Origin of the sequence: Alienimonas californiensis (assembly GCF_007743815.1) — a bacterium.
GTDB classification, from domain to species: domain Bacteria; phylum Planctomycetota; class Planctomycetia; order Planctomycetales; family Planctomycetaceae; genus Alienimonas; species Alienimonas californiensis.
Map to the genome: position 1 here is coordinate 1,273,033 of NZ_CP036265.1, position 17,791 is coordinate 1,290,823.

The 17,791-nt window shown below is 73.3% G+C and carries 8 protein-coding genes; 5 read left to right on the forward strand and 3 right to left on the reverse strand.

The window, feature by feature from the left end; all coding sequences use genetic code 11:
* The first annotated feature begins 101 nt into the window (after positions 1 to 101).
* Together CA12_RS05015 and CA12_RS05020 are read left to right on the forward strand one after the other, a co-directional pair.
* Positions 102 to 1,715, forward strand: a complete 1,614-nt coding sequence (locus CA12_RS05015; RefSeq protein ID WP_145357783.1) for a sialate O-acetylesterase — start codon at positions 102 to 104, stop codon at positions 1,713 to 1,715.
* Positions 1,716 to 1,963: 248 nt separating this feature from the next.
* A complete protein-coding gene (locus CA12_RS05020; protein ID WP_145357784.1) occupies positions 1,964 to 3,817 on the forward strand; it encodes a DUF4332 domain-containing protein in 1,854 nt (617 codons plus the stop codon).
* A gap of 407 nt (positions 3,818 to 4,224) precedes the next feature.
* Here CA12_RS05020 and CA12_RS05025 read toward each other — a convergent pair whose 3' ends face one another.
* From CA12_RS05025 to CA12_RS05055, 3 genes are all read right to left on the reverse strand, one after another.
* Positions 4,225 to 4,953: a 3-keto-disaccharide hydrolase gene (locus tag CA12_RS05025; protein WP_145357785.1), complete on the reverse strand. Its 729-nt coding sequence runs from the start codon at positions 4,951 to 4,953 to the stop codon at positions 4,225 to 4,227.
* Positions 4,954 to 5,047: 94 nt separating this feature from the next.
* The gene (locus CA12_RS22395) at positions 5,048 to 9,031 is read right to left on the reverse strand and encodes a WD40 repeat domain-containing serine/threonine protein kinase (protein WP_207622148.1); all 3,984 of its coding nucleotides are present in this window, start codon (positions 9,029 to 9,031) and stop codon (positions 5,048 to 5,050) included.
* A gap of 60 nt (positions 9,032 to 9,091) precedes the next feature.
* Positions 9,092 to 9,757, reverse strand: a complete 666-nt coding sequence (locus CA12_RS05055; RefSeq protein WP_145357786.1) for an ECF-type sigma factor — start codon at positions 9,755 to 9,757, stop codon at positions 9,092 to 9,094.
* Between the two features lie 179 nt (positions 9,758 to 9,936).
* Here CA12_RS05055 and CA12_RS05060 point away from each other — a divergent pair, with 179 nt between their 5' ends.
* From CA12_RS05060 to CA12_RS05070, 3 genes are all read left to right on the forward strand, one after another.
* Positions 9,937 to 15,924, forward strand: coding sequence for an AsmA-like C-terminal region-containing protein (locus CA12_RS05060; protein ID WP_145357787.1), 5,988 nt, complete (start codon positions 9,937 to 9,939; stop codon positions 15,922 to 15,924).
* A 249-nt stretch (positions 15,925 to 16,173) separates the two neighbouring features.
* Positions 16,174 to 17,007 (forward strand): SDR family NAD(P)-dependent oxidoreductase, encoded by an 834-nt coding sequence (locus CA12_RS05065; RefSeq protein WP_145357788.1) that lies wholly within the window; start codon positions 16,174 to 16,176, stop codon positions 17,005 to 17,007.
* Positions 17,008 to 17,098: 91 nt separating this feature from the next.
* Positions 17,099 to 17,752, forward strand: a complete 654-nt coding sequence (locus tag CA12_RS05070) for a non-canonical purine NTP pyrophosphatase (protein ID WP_145357789.1) — start codon at positions 17,099 to 17,101, stop codon at positions 17,750 to 17,752.
* Positions 17,753 to 17,791 lie beyond the last annotated feature (39 nt).

Consider the following 17,791-nt stretch of genomic DNA (forward strand, 5'->3'; position numbering starts at 1 on the left):
GCGGGCGGCGGGGCGTCCGGGGTCGGTTGAACGGGCGGGGGGGCGGCATTAGCGTCGCCTGATTCGTTCCCGCCTTCCCGTGTCCCCCGCTCGACACTGACATGACAAGATTCCTCGCCCCCGGTTCGCTCTGTCCGGCGCTCCTGCTGGCCGGCCTCGCCGCCCCGGCCGCCGCGGAGGTCACCCCGGCGCCGATCTTCGGCGACCACATGGTCCTGCAATCCGACCGCCCCGTGCCGGTGTTCGGCCTGACGGAGCCCGGCGGCAAGGTGAACGTCGCCGCGACCGTCGTCACCGACGCCCCGCCGGCCGACGTGATCAACGAGCGCCCCGTCGCCACCGCCACCGCGGACGAGAACGGCCGCTGGAGCGTGACCGTCGGCCCGTTTAAAGCGGAAACCAAGCTGACGCTGATCGTCACCGACGCCGACGCGGAAGCCGCGAACGCCGAGGGCGACGCCGACACCGCCGACCGCAAGGTCTACACCGACGTGCTCGCCGGCGACGTCTGGCTGTGCAGCGGGCAGTCCAACATGGCCTGGGGTCTGAACAACACCCTCGACGCCGACCGCGAGATTCAATCCGCGAAGAACGACGAGATCCGCCTGTTCACCGTCCCGCGGCAGAGCGTCCGCGAGCCGAAAACCACGCTCGCCTCCGAGGCCCAGTGGCAGGTCCTCAGCCCGGAGAGCGCCAAGGGCTTCTCCGCGGTCGGCTACTACTTCGGCAAGACGATTCAGGGGGAGACCGGCCGGCCGGTCGGCCTGATTAATTCCAGCTGGGGCGGCACGCCGTCCGAGGCCTGGACCCGCGAGGAATCGCTGAAGACCCTCAAAACCGCCCCGCCCCTGCTGGAGCGGTGGGAGAAGATCGACGAGGGCTTCGCCGCCGCCGAAGCGTCCGGGAAGGAGTGGACCAATCGCCAAACCCCCACGAACCCGCACCACCCCGGGAACCTCAACAACGGCATGATCGCCCCGCTGGTCCCCTTCGCCCTCAAAGGGGCGATCTGGTACCAGGGCGAATCCAACGCCGGCCGGGCGGAGCAGTACGACGAAATCTTCCCCGCTATGATCGAGGACTGGCGGGAGCAGTTCGGCCAGAACCTGCCGTTCTTCTGGGTGCAGCTCGCCAACTTCCGCGCCCCCACGGACGACGCCAACGCCGGTTCCGACTGGGCCGAACTGCGGGAAGCCCAGGACAAGACGCTGGACGAACTGCCGGACGTCGGTCAGGCGGTGATTCTGGACGTCGGCGAGGCGAAGGACATTCACCCCCGCAATAAAAAGGACGTCGGCGAACGCCTCGCCCTGGCGGCGCTGGAAACCGTCTACGACATGGACGCCGCCGGGCAGCTCAGCCCGCGGGTGGCCGACGTGAAAATGGACGGCAGAACCGCCACGGTGACCTTCGACGTCGACGGCGATTCGCTCCAGATCCGCCGGGACGAGTCGATCGGCGCCGACGTCGCCGCCCCCGGCGAAGCCCTGGGCTTCGCGGTCGCCGGGCCGGACAAAAAATTCCACTGGGCCAAGGCCGAACTGACCGGCCCGAACACCGTGAAGGTGACGGCGCCGGAGGGCGTCTCGGAGATCGCCGCCGTCCGCTACGGCTGGTCCGACAACCCGAAGGTCACGCTGTTCAACACCCGCGGCCTGCCGGCGGCGCCCTTCCGCACCGACGACTGGCCCGGCGTCACCGCCGGCAACTACTGAGCGACGCGTGCCCTTCCCCCCTCGCCCCCTTCTGGGGGAGAGGGGTCGGGGGTGAGGGGGCGGTGATTCCCGAACGTCGTTCAAGGTCCGCCTCACTCGCCCGTCAGCCCGTTCGTCACTGCAGAGAGCGGGGGCGTATAAACCGTGCGTCCACCCTCACCCCCGGCCCCTCTCCCTGAGGGAGAGGGGAGACGGAGGCGCCGCATCCCGGGTTGGTGGCCGGCCCGGGGGTGAACTACACCCGTCCGATGGCCGAGCCCGCCCCCCCCGCCGCTGCGCCCTCCGCCGGGTCGTCCACGGAACGCCCCCGGCTGCCGTTGTTGTTTCGCGTGTTGCACGCGGAGAAGGCCAAGAGCACGCACCATAAGCTGGCGCTCGACGCGCTGACGCACCTCTCCGGGGAGCGCTCCGTCCACTGGCGGAACCTGTTTCTCCGGCAGGTCGAACCGCTGCTGACCGGGACCAAGGCGCCGGATAAGGATTTCAAGGATTTCGCCAACCACGTCCTGCACGTCCGCGACGGACTGTGGGGCGGGGCGCCGAAGAAGGTCCGCGAGTGGTACGGCGTGCTGGTCGAGCAGTTGGCCGCCCGCGACTGGCCGGCCGCCGCCTACGCGGCCGGCGTGCTGAGCCACTATTACACCGACCCGCTGATGCCCTTCCACACGGGCCAAAGCGAGGCGGAAAAGCGCATCCACCGGGCCGCCGAGTGGAGCTGCACGAAGTCCTACGACCTGTTCCGCAGCGACCTGGAAGGCCCGCTGGGCTGGCCGACGGTCGCCGTCCCGTCGGGGGACGACTGGCTGGAACGGATGACGATCGACGGCGCCGCCCGCGCCCACGAGTTCTACGACGAACTCTGCACCCGCTACGACTTCGCCGCCGGGGTGAAGAACCCGCAGGCCGGGCTGGACGGCGTCTGTCGACGGGAACTGGCCCTCTGCTGCGGGCACGCCGCGGTCGGCTTCGCCCGGATTCTGGACCGGGCCATTGAAGAAGCCGGCCAGGCCCCGCCGCGGGCCGGCGTGAGCCTGATCGGGTTCCTCACGGCCTTCTCCAAGCCGATCCTCTGGCTGACCCGCAAGCTGCACGACCGGGGCGACCGGGCCGAGGTCATGCGGATCTGGAAGGAATTAAAAAAGACCGGCGACGTGGTCAAACGGCTGCCGGAGGAGAACCGCGTCGTCCGCGAGGCCTTCGCCGCCTATCAGTCCGAACAGCAACCCGAACGCCAAACAGCCCGCCCCGCTTTGCCGTCGCCGGCAGGCGGCGCGCGTGCGGGCGGCACGCGTCCGGAGCAAGACGCCCCCCGCCCCCGGCCGCGGATGCTCTCCCCGCTGGCCCCGCGGGAGGTCGCCGACGAGTTCCAACCGTCGTTCCAGTCGAGCTTCCAACCGGTGCCCCAGCCGGACTTTGAACAGGCGCTCAAACAGGCGTTCCAGCCGCCGCCCGCCGCCCCCCGGCCCCCGGCCCCCGCGGCTCCGCCCGCCCCGCGGGCGGAGCCGGAGACCGAGGCCGTCGTCGAACGGGCCTTCCAGCCCTTCGCCGCCCCGCGGTTTGCCCCGCCCCAGGCGGAACGCCCGCAGCCGGCCGAGCGCCCGCGGCCGGCGGTCCCGTTCGCCCCGCCGGCGGAGCCCTCGCTGACGTTCCGTCTGCACCCGGCGGACCCGGTGGTGGACGCCCCGGGCGTGGGCCCGAAGACGGCCGCCCGGTTCCTGAAGATCGGCGTGGAGACGGTCGGCGACCTGCTCTCCGGCGATCCGCACGACTTGGCGGACCGGCTGGACACCCGCTGGGTGGTGCCGGAGGTCGTCCGCGACTGGCAGGACGCGGCGAACCTGATGTGCCGCATCCCCAACCTGCACGGCCACGACGTGCAGATCCTGGTGGCCGTCGGCGTGACGGACCCGGACGACGTGCTCGGCCTGGCCCCGGAGGACCTGCTGGGTCTGACCGAACCGCTGCTGGACACCTCCGAGGGCGAACGCATCCTCCGCGGCAGCGCCCCGCCGGACCTGGCCGAGGTGACGAACTGGTGCGCCTGGGCCAAACAGGCCCGTCCCCTCCCCAGCGCCGACGCCCCCCGCCGCGCCGCGGCGTGACGCCCTCAAACCTCCCCTCGCCCCCTTTTGGGGGAGAGGGGTCGGGGGTGAGGGGGCAGCGACGCCCGGACGCCGTACACCGTCCGTTCGCTCTTACCTAGGCGCCTCACCGCAGAGAGCGGCAGCAGGTGAACCGTTCGCTCACCCTCACCCCCGGCCCCTCTCCCTGAGGGAGAGGGGGGAAGAGGGCGGCGAACCTCCTCTCGCCGTCCGCCGTCCTCGTCCCCCCTCGCCCCCCTTTGGGGGAGAGGGGTCGGGGGTGAGGGGGCAACGACTCCCGCAAGCCGTTCACTGTCCGCCTGCTCTCAGTCGGAAGACGTACCGCAGAGAGCGGAAGCGGGCGAACGGTTCGCCCACCCTCACCCCCGGCCCCTCTCCCTCAAGGGAGAGGGGGGAACGACGTCCGACTACTTCAGCCGTTTGATCCGCACGTCCTTAAACCGCACGACCATCGGCGGGCCGCGGTGCAGTTGGAGGGCGATCACGCCGGATTTCTCGCGGTCCGGGCGTTCGTCGGTCACCTCGGACATTAATTGACCGTTGACGTAGTGCCGCATCGTCGGGCCGTCGGCGACGATGCGGTACTCGTTCCAGTCGTTCGATTTGATGTGCTTCGCCTGCAATTCGGCGGCGTCGCCGCTGGAACCGACAGTCTCGTTCTTGCCCTTCTTCCCGTCGGGCACGACCTTCACCTTCTGGCCCCGCACGGCGACGATTCCGCGGGCGCCCTCGCTGTAATGAATGCCGGTGTATTGCGGGGAGCTGTCGATATCCGCCTGCGGGCCGCGGACGCGATAGGCCTCTTCGTCGAACGCTTCGGCGCGGTACTGCACGCCGCTGTTGCCGCTTTCAATCTTGTATTTCAGCCGCAGGTCGAAGTTCTCCGCCGGCTTTTCGAGCACGAGGAACGTATTGGCCTCCAACGGCTTCTCGTCGTTGGTGCGGCCGACGATCGCCCCGTCCTCGACGCTCCACAGGCCCTCCCGGCCGTTCCAGCCGTCCAGCGTTTCGCCGTCGAACAGCGGCGTGAACCCCTTTTCGAATTGCCCGGCAGGGGATTCCGGGCGCATCTGCGGGACGCCGCGTTCGGCCCCGTCTTGAATGCCGAGCGAAACGAGCAACAGGGCGGCGAGCATGGGCGGCGGTCCAATCGGAGCGACGGGGAACGGGCGAACGCCGCCAGCGTAACGGATGCGGCGAGCGCTCACCGCTTCGCGCTTGGGATGGGCCTCAGTCGGCTTCTACCTCATCGAGATCCTCAGGCGCAGGATCGTTGAAGCCGTCGGGAGTCGCGCCGGGGGCGGGCGGCGCCATATCATCAAAGGTTCCGGTCTCAAGGAACGACGCTCGGGCGGCCGTCGCCGGTTCGCCCAAGTTCAGCTCCCACAGGCCGAGGGCGTTGTCGTCGGTGGCGAGGGGTTTGTTGCGGAACCAACGGGAGCCGGCGGCGGTGACGAAGCGTTTGCCGTCCGGCAGAAAGGCCACGTCCCAGAGGAAGCCGCCCTCGTAGCCGCGGTCGAACTGTTTGACGCCGGTCCTCACGTCGAGGACTGACAGGGCTCGGTTCTGCGGCGTGCCGCTGCCGCCGCCGATCAGGGCGACGTTCCCGTCCGGGCTGAGCGCGATCGCCTGGATCGCGACGACGCCGCACATGGTGGACCAGACCTCCTCGCCGGTGTCGAGGTCCCACAGCCGCACGATGCCGGCATCGTCACCGACGAGGGCCCGCTTCCCGTCAGCCAGCAGGGCCAGCCCGCCGTCGCCGTCGCCCTCGTGGTTCGGCAGGCCGACCGGGATCGCCTTGAGGAACTTCCCGTCGTCGAGGTCCCAGACGAGCAACTGACCGCTGCGGTCCGTCGCGACGACCCGCCGACCGTCCGGCGTGACGGCGGCGCGGGTCGGCCGTTCGCCGTCGTGCTTCAGGACGTGAATTACGTCGCCGGTATTCGCCTTCCACACATACACTTTCCTGTCTGCGGCAGCGCCGATCACGATCCCTCCGTCGATCGTGTCATCGGGGCCGTAGGCGATATCCAGCAGCGCATCTGAGGCGCGAAACTCGCGGACCACACGACCGACGCCGCCCGGACCGGAAAGATTCCACACCCGCGCCACGCCGTCCGCGGCCCCGGTCAGCAGCCGATGCCCCTTCGGGCTGAACGCGACGACATAGACCGAGGCGTCGTGTTCGAAGGTGTGGAGCAATTTCCCAGTTTCGACATCCCACACCCGGGCGGTGCGGTCGCCGATCGGCCGCCCGCTGCCGCTGGCAGCCAGTTTGCCGTCCGGGGAGACCGCGACCGCCGCGGGGGCGGCATCGTGGCCCTCGAACCGCCGCACCAACGACAGCGCCGCCTCGTTCTGCCGCGGGCCCTCCGGCCCAAAGGTCGGATACCGCGGCTGCACGAACTGCGGCCCGTCGCCGCTCCGTCGCGGCCCCTGGTCGGTCCGGGCCGCAGTCCCCGGCGCCGCGGCGGCGGGACGGTCGACGGCCGGGCGGGCGGCGCTCAGCCGCCACAGGCTGACGGCGTTGTCGCCCGTCGGCAGGGCGGCGCCTTTCATCCAGCGGGCGCCGGACACGGTGACGAACCGATCGCCGTCCGGCAGGAACGCGACGTCCCAGAGGAACCCGCCTTCGTAGCCCAGTTCGAGCCGTTTCTCGCCGGTCTTCCAGTCGATCAGGGCCAGTGCCCGACTGCCGACCGGCCCGGCGCCGCCGACGGCCAGGGCCGTGGCCCCGTCCGGGGCGAGGGCGAGCCCCTGCACCGCGGTCACGCCGCTCATCATGGACCAGAGTTGCGTGCCGGAGTCCAGGTCCCACAGCCGGACCAGGCCGGCGTTGTCGGCGGTCATCGCCTGGCGACCGTCCGGCGACAGGGCCAGGCCGACGCTGCCCCGGCGGTCCGGCGCCGCGGCCGGCAGGGCCTTGAGGAAGGCCCCGTCGTCGAGGCTCCAGATCAGCAGTTGACCGCCTTCGTCGGCGGCCACGACCCGTTCGCCGTCCGGGGTGACGGCGACCCGCAGCGGGCGGCGGCGTTCGTGCTTGAGGACGTGCGCCACGTCGCCGGTGTCGGCGTCCCACACGTACACCGCTTCGCCGAAGTGGGACGCCGCGAGGACCGACGCCCTGTCGGGGCTAAACGTCACGTCCATCAGCACGTTCGTCCCGCGGTAGCGCCGCAGTTCCTCGCCGGAGTCCAGATCGAAGACGCGGGCGAACCCGTCGGCGGCGCCGGTCAGCAGCCGCTCGCCGTCCGGGGAGAACGTCACGTCCATCACCGCGGCGGGGTGCTCGAAGACGTGCCGTTCGCGGCCGGTGGCGACCTCCCACACGCGGGCCGTCCGGTCGCCCTTCGGGAACCCGCTGCCGCTGGCGACCCGTTTGCCGTCCGGCGAGACGGCGACGGACTTCGCCGGCGCCGTGTGCCCCTCAAAACGCCGGACCAGCGAGACGGCCCCGGCCCCGCCGACCGGCGCCAGCACGCCGAACTGCGGCGGGATGAACTGCGGGGCTTGCTCGGCCCGGGCGGCCGCGGCTTCGGTTCCGCTCAACCGCGGCCACATCGCCCGGAATTCGTCGAGCGTGCGGGGCTCCCGATCTCGGCCTGCGGGCGGTCGGTGGTCCGCCAGATCGGCGGGGCGGCCGGCGGCGTCCTTCGGCTCCCAGTGCACGTTGACGACCTCGCGGCCGCTGCGTTCGACGGTGATCACCTCCTGAAAGACCGGCTCGCCGTCGCGAGTTCCCTTCACCGTATAGGCACCGGGTTTGAGGCGGATCTCGCCGGCCCCGGCGCCGGTGATGAGCAGGTCCTCCCCCTCAATCGTCACGCCGACTTCCGGGTCGCTGACGGAGACCACCAGCACGCCCTCGCCCCGCACCAGCCGCACGACGGTGGGCACGATCTCCGTCACCCCGGTCGCCTCCGCGGCGCCCATGCCGACGAGGGACGCCAACAGCACGGCCGCGGCGGTCGCCCACCGCCGCAGCCCCCGGCCGCGGGCGGGCCGCCGGGTCGGGTTGGAGGCGAGGTGCGGGCTCGGGCTCCGGTCCGGGGGGAGGACGGCCTCGCTTTCGGGGAGCGTCGGCAGGCCGGGGTTCTCCAGTTCCGTCAGGCGCCGGTTCAGCAGGGCGGCGACCTCGGCGGCGGAGAGACCGCGGTCGTCCGGGTTCTTCGCCAGCAGCCGTTCGACGAGCGCCGCCAGCCAGGGCGGGACCTCCGGGTTCTCCTCGCGGAGCGGCCGGGGGGAGAGGTCGCAGACCCCGCGGAGCACCGTCAGCGTCGAGTCCCCGCGGAACGGCGGGCGGCCGGCGGCCATCGCGTACAGCACCCCGCCGAGGCTGAACAGGTCGCTGCGGACGTCGATCAACGTCCCTTCCGCCTGCTCTGGGGACATGTACTGCGGGGTGCCGGCGATCTGCCCGGTGCGGGTGAGCGCCACGTCGTCCGCGACGCGGGCCAGGCCGAAGTCCGTCAGTTTCACCCGCTCCACGCCGTTTTCCAGCAGCACGTTGCCGGGTTTGACGTCCCGGTGAATCAGCCCCCGCTCGTGGGCGGCGGCGAGGCCGGCGGCGATCTGGGCGCCGATCCGCAGCGTCTCGCGGAGTTCCAGCGGGCCGTCGGCGTCCAGCTTCTCCTTCAGGGAGCGGCCGGCGACGTATTCCATCACCAGGAACGGCGTCGGCCCGTCCGGTTCGACGGCGTGAATGGTGACGACGTGCGGGTGCGTCACCGCCGCGGCGGCCCGCGCCTCCCGCACGAACCGGCGGCGGGCGACGGGGTCGGCGGCCAACTGCGGCGCCAGCGCCTTGATCGCCACGATGCGGTCCAAACGCCGATCGCGGGCCCGCCAGACCACCCCCATCCCCCCGCGGCCGACCGGCTCCAGCACGCGGTAATCGCCCAGCGTCTCGGGGAGCGGGGGGAACTCGGCGGCGTCCGGGTTCTCAGGGCTTTTCGTGGGTCCGCCGTCGAGGGTGCGGTCCAGCACGCCACCGGCCGCCCCGTGGGCGGCCAGCAACGCCTCCACCTCGGCCCGCAACGCCGGGTCGCCCTCGCAGCGGGCGTCCAGCAGGGCCGCCCGGTCGGCCGGGTCCTCCCGATCGACCGCTTCCAGAAACAGGCGATCCGCCGCGGTCTCCCCGGCCGAATCGGCGGCCCCGGGTCCGGCGGCCTGGGGGTTGGCGGCGGAATCGGCGACGGAGCGGGCGGACATGCGTCGGGGCGAAATGCGGGAGGGAGCGTGCCTCAATGCGACGGCCGCCCGCGGCCGTGCTCACGGAAAATCCCCGCGGGCGCCGATTCCGGCGATCTCACGGTGCAGCCAGGCCCGGCCGAGCGTCCAGTCCCGCACCGCCGTCGCTCGGGAAATGTTGAGGGCGGCGGCGGTCTCCTCGAAGCTCAGGCCGGCGAAGTACCGCAGTTTGACGACCGCGGCGGCCCGGGGGCGTTCCGTTTCGAACCGGGTCAGGGCGGCGTCCAGGGCGAGGAGTTCGCCGCCGCCGCCGTCCTCAGCGAAGCCCGGGGGGTCGACGGCCGGCCCCCGGCCCGCCCGCTGGACGGCCGACAGCGACGCCCGCCGCCGTCCGCCGCCGTGCTTGAGCCGGGCCTTGCGGCGGGCGCGTTCGATCAGAATCCGCCGCATCGCCTCCGCCGCCGCGGCGAAGAAGTGCCCGCGCGAGTCCCACCCGCGGGCGCCGCCGGGGGGGTCGTCGCCGGGGGGGTCGTCGCCGCTCGCCTGTTCGTCGCCGCTCGACTGCGTGAGCCGCAGATAGGCCTCGTGCACCAGCCCGGTGGCCTGCAGCGTGAGGTCGGACCCCTCGTGGCGCATCCGGCTCCGGGCGAGACGCCGGAGTTCGTCGTAGACCAACGGCAATAACGCGTCCGCGGCGGCGGGATCGCCGGATTCGCAACGGTCGAGCAGGTGCGTCACGTCGCTCACAGCGGCTTTCCGGCGATCCCCAATCGCCCGTCACGCTACGCCCCCGGCCCGCCCCACGCCACCGGCGGGTCGCTCCCACGCCGGCGGCGGGCCGTTCCCACGCCGGCGGGGGGTGCATCGGGGGGCACGGCGGCGGAGGCTTCCGGTTGCGGGGATCTGACGCTCGGGGGATCGCCCCCGTGGCGCCAGGCCGGGTCGGCGGGGAGAATGCCCGGCCCGCGGCGGAGGTCCGCGGCTTCGTCCCCAACACCCCGGAGTCCGCCGTGCGGCGTGCCCTGTCCGTCGCCGTATTGCTGACCCTGTTTGCGGCGCCCGATCCGGCCGCGGGGCAACTGACCGAGCTGTTCGCCCGCGGGGCGGAGGCAGTGCGGCGGCAGGCGAACCGGGCCGGCGACGCCGCCGACGCCGCCACCGTCACGCGGACCGTCAACGTGCGGGACGTGGACCTCGCCACCCTCAAGGCCCGGCTGGCACGCTTCGGGGTGAAGGTGCCGATCGAGGCGGAGGGCAAGGTCAGCGCCACGGTCACCGTGACCGTCCGGCTGACGCAAATCACGCAGTCCGGGGCGATCACCGCTACCGGGCGGATCACCTCCCCCCGGCTGACCCTCGCCCCCGCCCCGCCCGCCCCCGGCGCGGCTCCGGCCGATCCCGCCCCGGCCCCGGCCGACCCGAACGCGGCCCCGCCGCCGCCGATCGAGCCGATCGTGCTGACGGATGTGGTCGCGGACCTGTCGCTGGCCCGCGGGGTTCTCGCGCTGGACGACCTCTCCGTGAACCTGCCGGTGGACGGGGCCTTTGTCGGGGGGGCGGCGATCGGGGGGCCGGTCGGCACGCTGACGGGTTCCGCCTCGCTGCCGTTGGCGGGGGAGGAAACCGAGGCGACCGCGACCCTCACGGCGACGGACGTGCCGCTCACGGTGTTGTGGGACCGCTTGGGCGCCGGGCTGCCGGTCGCCGGGGGGACGTTTACCGGCACGGTTACCGCCCGCGTGCCTTGGCCGGAGCGGGGCGACCCGGCGGCCTATGAGGCGACGGCGCAGGTCTCCGCCACCGGCCTGACCGTCGCGGGCCGGGCGGTGGACGACTTGGACGCCGCCCTCGCCCTGAGCGACGGCACGGCCGAACTGAGCCGGCTGACGACGCTGGTCGCCGGGCAACCGCTGCGGGGGGCGGCGTCGGTGGAGGTGGTCGTCCCCTACGCGTTCGAAGCGGCGGCGACCAGCGAGCGGTTCGACCTCTCGATCCTCACCGCCCTGTTCCCCGACGGTCCGCCCGCCTGGCTGCCGGCGGACCTCACCGGCACGCTGGCCCTGAACGTGCAGGGCGACGGCGTGCTGGAGCCCCCGGCCGGCGCCCTCACCGCCACGCTGCGTGGCGGCTCCGCCCTGCAACCGGACGGCGAGAACCCAGACGGCGAGAACGCGGAGAACCCCGGGGCCGAACCGCTGCGGGTCAACGGGCTGGCGGTGACGGCCCTCAGCGCCGACCTCGTCGCCAACTACTCCCCCCGCCGCGGCAACGAGGGCGACGCCGACCTTGGCAATGCCAATCCTGAAGGCGACGGCGACGCCGTCGGCGAGGACGGCCCGGACTCGCTCGAACTGACGAACGTCGTGCTCCGCACCGAGGCCGGCAGCGTGGTCGGTTCGGCGACCGCGGACCTGACCGGCGCCGGCGCCTGGACCGCGGATCTGACCGGCACGGACCTCACCCCCCGCCTGCTCGAAGCCCTGCCGGAGCCGATCCGCCCGCCCGCCGGCGCCCTGTCGGGAGACGGTTCGCTGACGCTCCGCGGCACGCTGGTGGGCACGCTGGAGCCGGGGGACCTCACCGCGGCGGAGCTGACCCTCAGCGGGGAGAACCTGCAGGTGTACGACGTGCCGGTGCTGGAGCTGGCGGGGAACCTGGCCGTGGCGAACGGCGAAGCGACGCTGACGGACGTGCGGGCCGTCACCGACCGCGGCGCCTTCACCGGCAGCGCCGCCGTCGGCCCGAACGGCTGGACCGCCGAGGGCCGGCTGGGCGAGGTGACCGAGGGGATCTTCGACCTGATCCCGGTCTGCGTGCGTCCGCCGGAGTGGCTGATCGCCCGGCAGGGCCGCTTCGCCGCCGCCGGCCGGGCCCGCGGGCCGGCGAATCCGTGGGGGCTCGAACAGGTGCGGGCGGACGTGCGGGGCACGGGCCTGCGGCTGTTCTCCCTGCCGGTGGAAACCCTCTCCGCTGACCTCCGCCTCGCCGAAGACCGCCTGACCGCCGCCGACCTGCGGATCGCCTTCGAGGGCGACGGCGACGGCGAGGCCGCGGCCGACGAGGCGGAAAGACCGTCCGGCGGGACCCTGACGGGCATCGCCGCGGTGGACTTCGACCGCCCCGACCTGCCGCTGACGGCGAACCTGACCCTCGCGGACCTCGACCTCGCCCGCCTGCCGGCGGACCTGCTGCCGCCCGAGTACGGGCTGAACGGCGTCGCCGCGGCGAACGGCCGGATCGACGTGCGGTTCACCCCGCCCCCGGACCCGGACGCCACCGACCCGAACGACCCCTGCGTGCCCCGCCGGAGCGTGCGGCTGGCGGCGGCGGACGGCTCCGTCACGCTGCGGAACCCCACTCTCGCAATGCCCGGCGGCGGGACGATCGCGCTGACGGAAGCCTCCGCGAAGATCGACGTCGCCGACGGCACGCTCCAGTGGCGCGATTTGTTGCTCACCGCCGCCCCGCCCGCCCGTGCCGGAAACGGCGGCGGCAACGCAGCCCGCGGCCGATTGACGGGCGAGGGCGCCCTCGGGCTGACGGCGCCGCGGCCGTTCCGGGCGACGCTGCGGTGGGACGAATGGCCGACCGACACGCTGCTCCCCCCCCTGCTGGGCGCCGCCGGCTTCCCCCCGCCCGCCGAGGTGCCCGGCGCCGACGGGGCCGCCGCCCGCTCCGGCCGTCGCGGCTCGACGCTGGGGCAGATCGCCGCGACCGGCACGCTGGAACCGTTCAATCTGGAAACCGCCGAGGGCGTGCTGCGGGCCAGCGACGTCCGGTTGCCGGCGCTGGCGCCGGGGCTGGAACTGCCCTCGCTGGCCGCGGAGGTCGCCCTCACCCCGGAGCGGCTGACGGTGAGCTCCCTCAGCGCCCGCTTCCTCGCCCCCCCGGACCCCGGGCCGGACGCCGAACCGCGGATCGGCACGCTGTCCGCCTCGGGCTCCCGGTCCCGTCAGGAGCCGCACCCGTTTGCGTTCAAGCTGGACGCCGACGGCGTGCCGCTGGCCGTCCTCGCCCCGGCGCTGACCGCCGTCGGGAACGACAGCTCCGGCGCCAGCGGGGACGGCGGACCGTTGGGCGATCTGGCGACCGGCCCGGGGGCGTTCGCCGGGACCGTCACGCTGAACGCGGACCTGACGGGCTCCGACGACCCCGCCGATCTGCGGGGCGACCTGTCGCTGTCCGGCCACGACGTGACGGCGTTCGGCGTGGGCGTCGACCTGCTGACCCTCGCCGCGGAGGCCGACGAGAACGTCGTCCGGGTGAATCAGCTGGGCGTGGCGTTGGGCGCGGCGGCGGCGTCCGGGCGGGGCGAGCTGCGGACGGACGGCGCCCGCGCCTGGGCCGCCGCCGTGAACGTCACCGGCGCCGACCCCCGCGATCTCGCCCGGCGGCTGGCCCCCGTGCTGCCGCTGGCCGTGCGGGAGTTCGGCCCGGACTCCCCCGACAGCCCCGTCGCCCTGGGCGGCGCGTTGAACTTCAACCTCACCGCGAACGGCAAGCTGGGCGATCCGGCGGCGCCCGCCGACTCCCCCGAGGCCGCCGCCCCCTGGACGGCGGACCTCAATCTGATCGCCGAGCGTCTGGATCTGGAAGTGCCCCCGGACGCGGACTTCCCCGGTCTCGGCCCGGTCGTGTTGAACGACGTGAAGACGACGGCGACCCTCGACCACCCCGCCCGCGGCCGCACCCGGCTGACGGTCGAACGGCTGGCGGCGAGGCTGGCCGACGGCGACCTGCGGGTGACGGCCTCCGTCCCCCTGCCCCGCGAGGAACCCGCCGGGCCTCCCTTGAACAGTGAGCCCTCGGTTCGGGAGCCCTCGGTTCGGGAGCCCTCGGTTCGGGAGCCCTCGGTCGGGGGGCCGGCGGCGGCGCCGGTCGAGACGGAGGAGAACGGGTCCGCGACGCTGGCCTGGGTCGGCGGGGACGTGGGCGCCCTGCTGACGGCGGCCTCCCCGCGGCGGTTCGATCCGGCGGCCGGCGGAACCGAGCCCCCGCTGACCGGCGCCGCCACCGTGCGGGCCGCCGCCGCCTGGCCGGCCGGGCGGCTGTCGCTGAAGTCCGTGGCCCTGAACGGCCGGGTGACCAGCGACCTGCTGACAGTCGTGCGACGCAGCGGCGCCGGGCGGCCGGTGCGGCTGCGGGACGCGATCCTCACCGCGGAACTGGCTGGGGGCGTGGGCAAGGGAGCGGTGGAGGCCCGCGGGTTCGGCGGCGACTTCGGCGCCGCCGCCGCGTTCCGCCCGCTACCCGTTGCCGCGGCGCCCTCCCCCGCGGCCCTCGCCTTCGCTGAGCCCGGCCCCGTCACGCCAATGGCCGCCACCAACCCGGCCGCCGTGCCCACGGTCGCGACGCCCACAGCCGCCGCGAGCGCGGCCGCCGCCGACGCGATCGCCCTGTTTTCAGGCGCCGCGGAGACCGGCGGGGGGGAAACCGGCGACGACGGATTCGGGGCGTGGCCGTTGCGGGTGGTCGCGTCGGCGGGGGTGCAGAACGCGGACCTGCTGGAGCTGGAATCGGTCCTCCGCGGCCGCAGCGGGGCGGCGCCGTCGGTCCGCGGACAGGCCAACCTCTGCCTGCGGTTCGATTCCCACCCCGAAGGCCCGCCGGTGGATCTGGCGGCGCTGCTGCCCGGCGTCGCCCCCCCGCCCGGCTGCGCCGCCCTGCCCACGCGGGCGCCCGCGGAGATCGATTCCCTCCGCCCCGGCCGCCCGGCGCCCCGGCTGACCGGCACGGTGCGGCTGCGGTCGGTCACCTGGGGCGGCGAGCAACTGGTCAACGACGCCATTCTGGCCCTCGACGCCCGCGATCCGACCGACTGGACCGGCGAGCTGCGCAACGGCCGCTACGCCGGCGGAACCTTCCAACTGACCGTCGGCCCCCCGCCCGGCGGCGATTCCACAAACGGCGCGCTGCAGATCGAACTGCTGCTCCGCGACGCCGACGCCGACCGCGCCTTCGCCCCGGTCCCCTGGCTGGGGGAAAACGTGACCGGCCGGCTGGGCATACGGCTGAACGGCCTGCTCGGCGTGAACGCCGTGATGCTGCGGGGGCAGATCGAACTGGACCGCGGGCAGTTCCTCGCCGCGAACGCCCCCGGGCGGCCGGGCAACGACTACCTGTTCGACATCTCCCGTTGGCGCCTGCCCACCGAACTGGTTTACACGCCCGCCGCCGGCTCCGGCCGGGTGCGCATCGGCGGCGCCAGCGCCTCGGTGGGCGGCGGCACGGTGGAGGGCGGCGTGGACGTGCAGTTCGGCCGCAGCCCCGGCGTGGGGCTGGACGTCGATTTGAACCTGCGGGGCGTGGACTCCACGGTCCTCACCCAGGGCGCCGGCGGGAACCTGACCGGCGGCCGCGTCGCCGGCACCGTCACACTGGCCGGCCGGGCCGTGGACGGACTGGAAGACCTGGAGGGCGAGGCCCGGCTGATCCTGGTGAGCCCCTCCCCGCAGGGCTTGCCGGTGCTCAGCGCGCTCCAGCCCTTCCTGAAGTTCCGCGGCCCCGCCACCGCCCGCACCGGGGAGTTGGCCGTGCGGCTGCGGAACTCCGTCGCCCGGATCGAGCGGCTGACGCTCTCCGGCCCCGGCATTCGCCTATACGCCACCGGGACCGCCGCCCTGCCCGCCGGCCGGCTGGACCTGGAAGTCGTCGCCGACACCGGCCCCCGCGACGTGACCGGCGACGTGCTGCTCCGATTGGTGGAGGAAGCCGCCGGCCCCACGCCCGTCGGCTTCGCCCTGCGGGCCAGCCGGATCCTGCGGGACCGCGTGGTGTACCTGCACGTCGGCGGCACGGTCCGCAACCCGCGGGTCCAGGTGCAGACGGGCCGTCAGCTTCAGGACGAGGCGCTCCGCTTCCTGCTGGGCGAACTGTTCATTCCCGGCGGCGGCGCCGGCGCCGCCGGGCCTTGAGGATGAGCCGGCTTCCCCCCCCGCCCCCTTTTGGGGGAGAGGGGTCGGGGGTGAGGGGGCAGTGACGTCCGGATGCCGTTGACGGTCCGCTTCTTCATGGATCGGCCGGGACGTCACCGCAGAGAGCGGGGGCGAATAAACCGTGCCTCACCCTCACCCCCGGCCCCTCTCCCTCAAGGGAGAGGGGGGATGAAAGCGTGCAGGGCCGGCGGCGTGTCGGCTCCGGGATCGCTCCGTTACCCTGCGGGCATGGCCGCACCTGAGAACGATCCGACCGCCCCCAAGGGGGACCGCGCTCCCACCCCCGCCGCGACGCCGCCGGCGGTTTTGTTCGACCTGACCGGCAAACGGGCCGTGGTGGTCGGCGGAACCGGCGTGCTGGGCGGGGCGATCGCCGAGACCCTCGCCGCCGCCGGTGCCGAACTGATCATCGTCGGCCGCGGGGAAGCCGCCGGGAACGAAGTCGCCGACCGTATCAAAGCCGCCGGCGGCTCCGCCGCGGTGATCACCGCCGACGCCACCCGCCGGGAGGACCTCGAAAGCCTCCGCGACCAACTGCTCGCCGACGGCGGCCCCCCGGACGTGCTGGTGAACGCCGCCGGGGTCAACGCCGCCACGCCGTTCCTAGAGATCTCCGACGACGAGTGGCACAAAATCTTCCGGGTGAACCTCGATTCGGTCCGGCTGGCCTGCCAGATCCTGGGCCCGGCGATGCTGGAGCGGGGCTCCGGCAGCATCATGAATTTGGCCAGCATGTCCGCGGAGATCCCGCTCTCCCGGGTCTTCACCTACAGCGCCAGCAAGGCGGCGGTGTTGAACCTCACCCGCAACCTCGCGCGGGAGTGGGCGCCGCAGGGCGTGCGGGTGAACGCCCTCTCCCCCGGCTTCTTTCCGGCGGAGCAGAACCGCGACATCCTCTCCCCGGACCGGGTCGCGGCGATCATGAACCACACCCCGATGAACCGCTTCGGCGAGCCCGGCGAACTGGCCGGCGCCGTGCTGCTGCTCGCCTCCGACGCCGGCCGCTTCATGACCGGCACGAACCTCTGCGTCGACGGCGGCTTCAGCGCAATGACGATCTGAATGAAGGCGGAGGGGGGAGGGCGGCAGGCGGAAGGGCCGCCGCCGCATCGTTTCCTTCCGCCCTCCGCCTTCGCCCTTCCGCCTTGATTCCATGCTCATCCTCGCCACCCGCAACCGCAAAAAGCTCGCGGAGGTCGTCGACCTGCTCGCCCGCTACGGGGTCCGCGGCGAACAGGTGAAAGACGTGTCCGTCTTTGACGAGGGCGAAGAACTGGCCCAGTTCGGCCCGGTTCCGGAGGTGGTCGAGGACGGCGAGACCTTCGCCGCCAACGCCGCCCTCAAGGCGATGCAGACGGCCGCATTCCTCGCCGGGCAAGGGTTCGACGCGTTCGTGCTGGGCGAGGACAGCGGCTTGTGCGTGGACGCGTTGAAGGGGGCGCCGGGCGTCTACAGCGCCCGCTACGCCGGCTCCCACGGCGACGACGAGGCGAACAACGACAAATTATTGCGAGAACTGGACGGCGTCCCGCCGGAGAGACGCGGCGCCGGCTATGTGAGCAGCGTCGCGGTCGCCAATCCGGCCGGCGAACTCGTGCTGACCGCGGAGGACGCCTGCCGCGGCCGCATCGCGACGGAGCGCCGGGGGACCGGCGGGTTCGGCTACGATCCGCTGTTCGAGATCCGCGAACTGCACTGCACCTTCGGCGAACTCCCCCCCGCCGTGAAGCGGGCCCTCTCCCACCGCGGCCGGACGTTGCGCTCCCTCGGCCCCCGCCTCGCCGGCCTGCTGCGGTCCTCTTCATAAATCCCCCCGCTTCGCCGTCGCCGTTAGGCGGCGCGCGTT

Bases quoted from the DNA above. Each gene is read 5' to 3' on its own strand.
- CA12_RS05025 (WP_145357785.1), bottom strand. From the start codon at position 4,953: ATGCTCGCCGCCCTGTTGCTCGTTTCGCTCGGCATTCAAGACGGGGCC.
- CA12_RS05020 (WP_145357784.1), top strand. From the start codon at position 1,964: ATGGCCGAGCCCGCCCCCCCCGCCGCTGCGCCCTCCGCCGGGTCGTCC.
- CA12_RS05065 (WP_145357788.1), top strand. From the start codon at position 16,174: ATGGCCGCACCTGAGAACGATCCGACCGCCCCCAAGGGGGACCGCGCT.
- CA12_RS05070 (WP_145357789.1), top strand. From the start codon at position 17,099: ATGCTCATCCTCGCCACCCGCAACCGCAAAAAGCTCGCGGAGGTCGTC.
- CA12_RS22395 (WP_207622148.1), bottom strand. From the start codon at position 9,031: ATGTCCGCCCGCTCCGTCGCCGATTCCGCCGCCAACCCCCAGGCCGCC.
- CA12_RS05015 (WP_145357783.1), top strand. From the start codon at position 102: ATGACAAGATTCCTCGCCCCCGGTTCGCTCTGTCCGGCGCTCCTGCTG.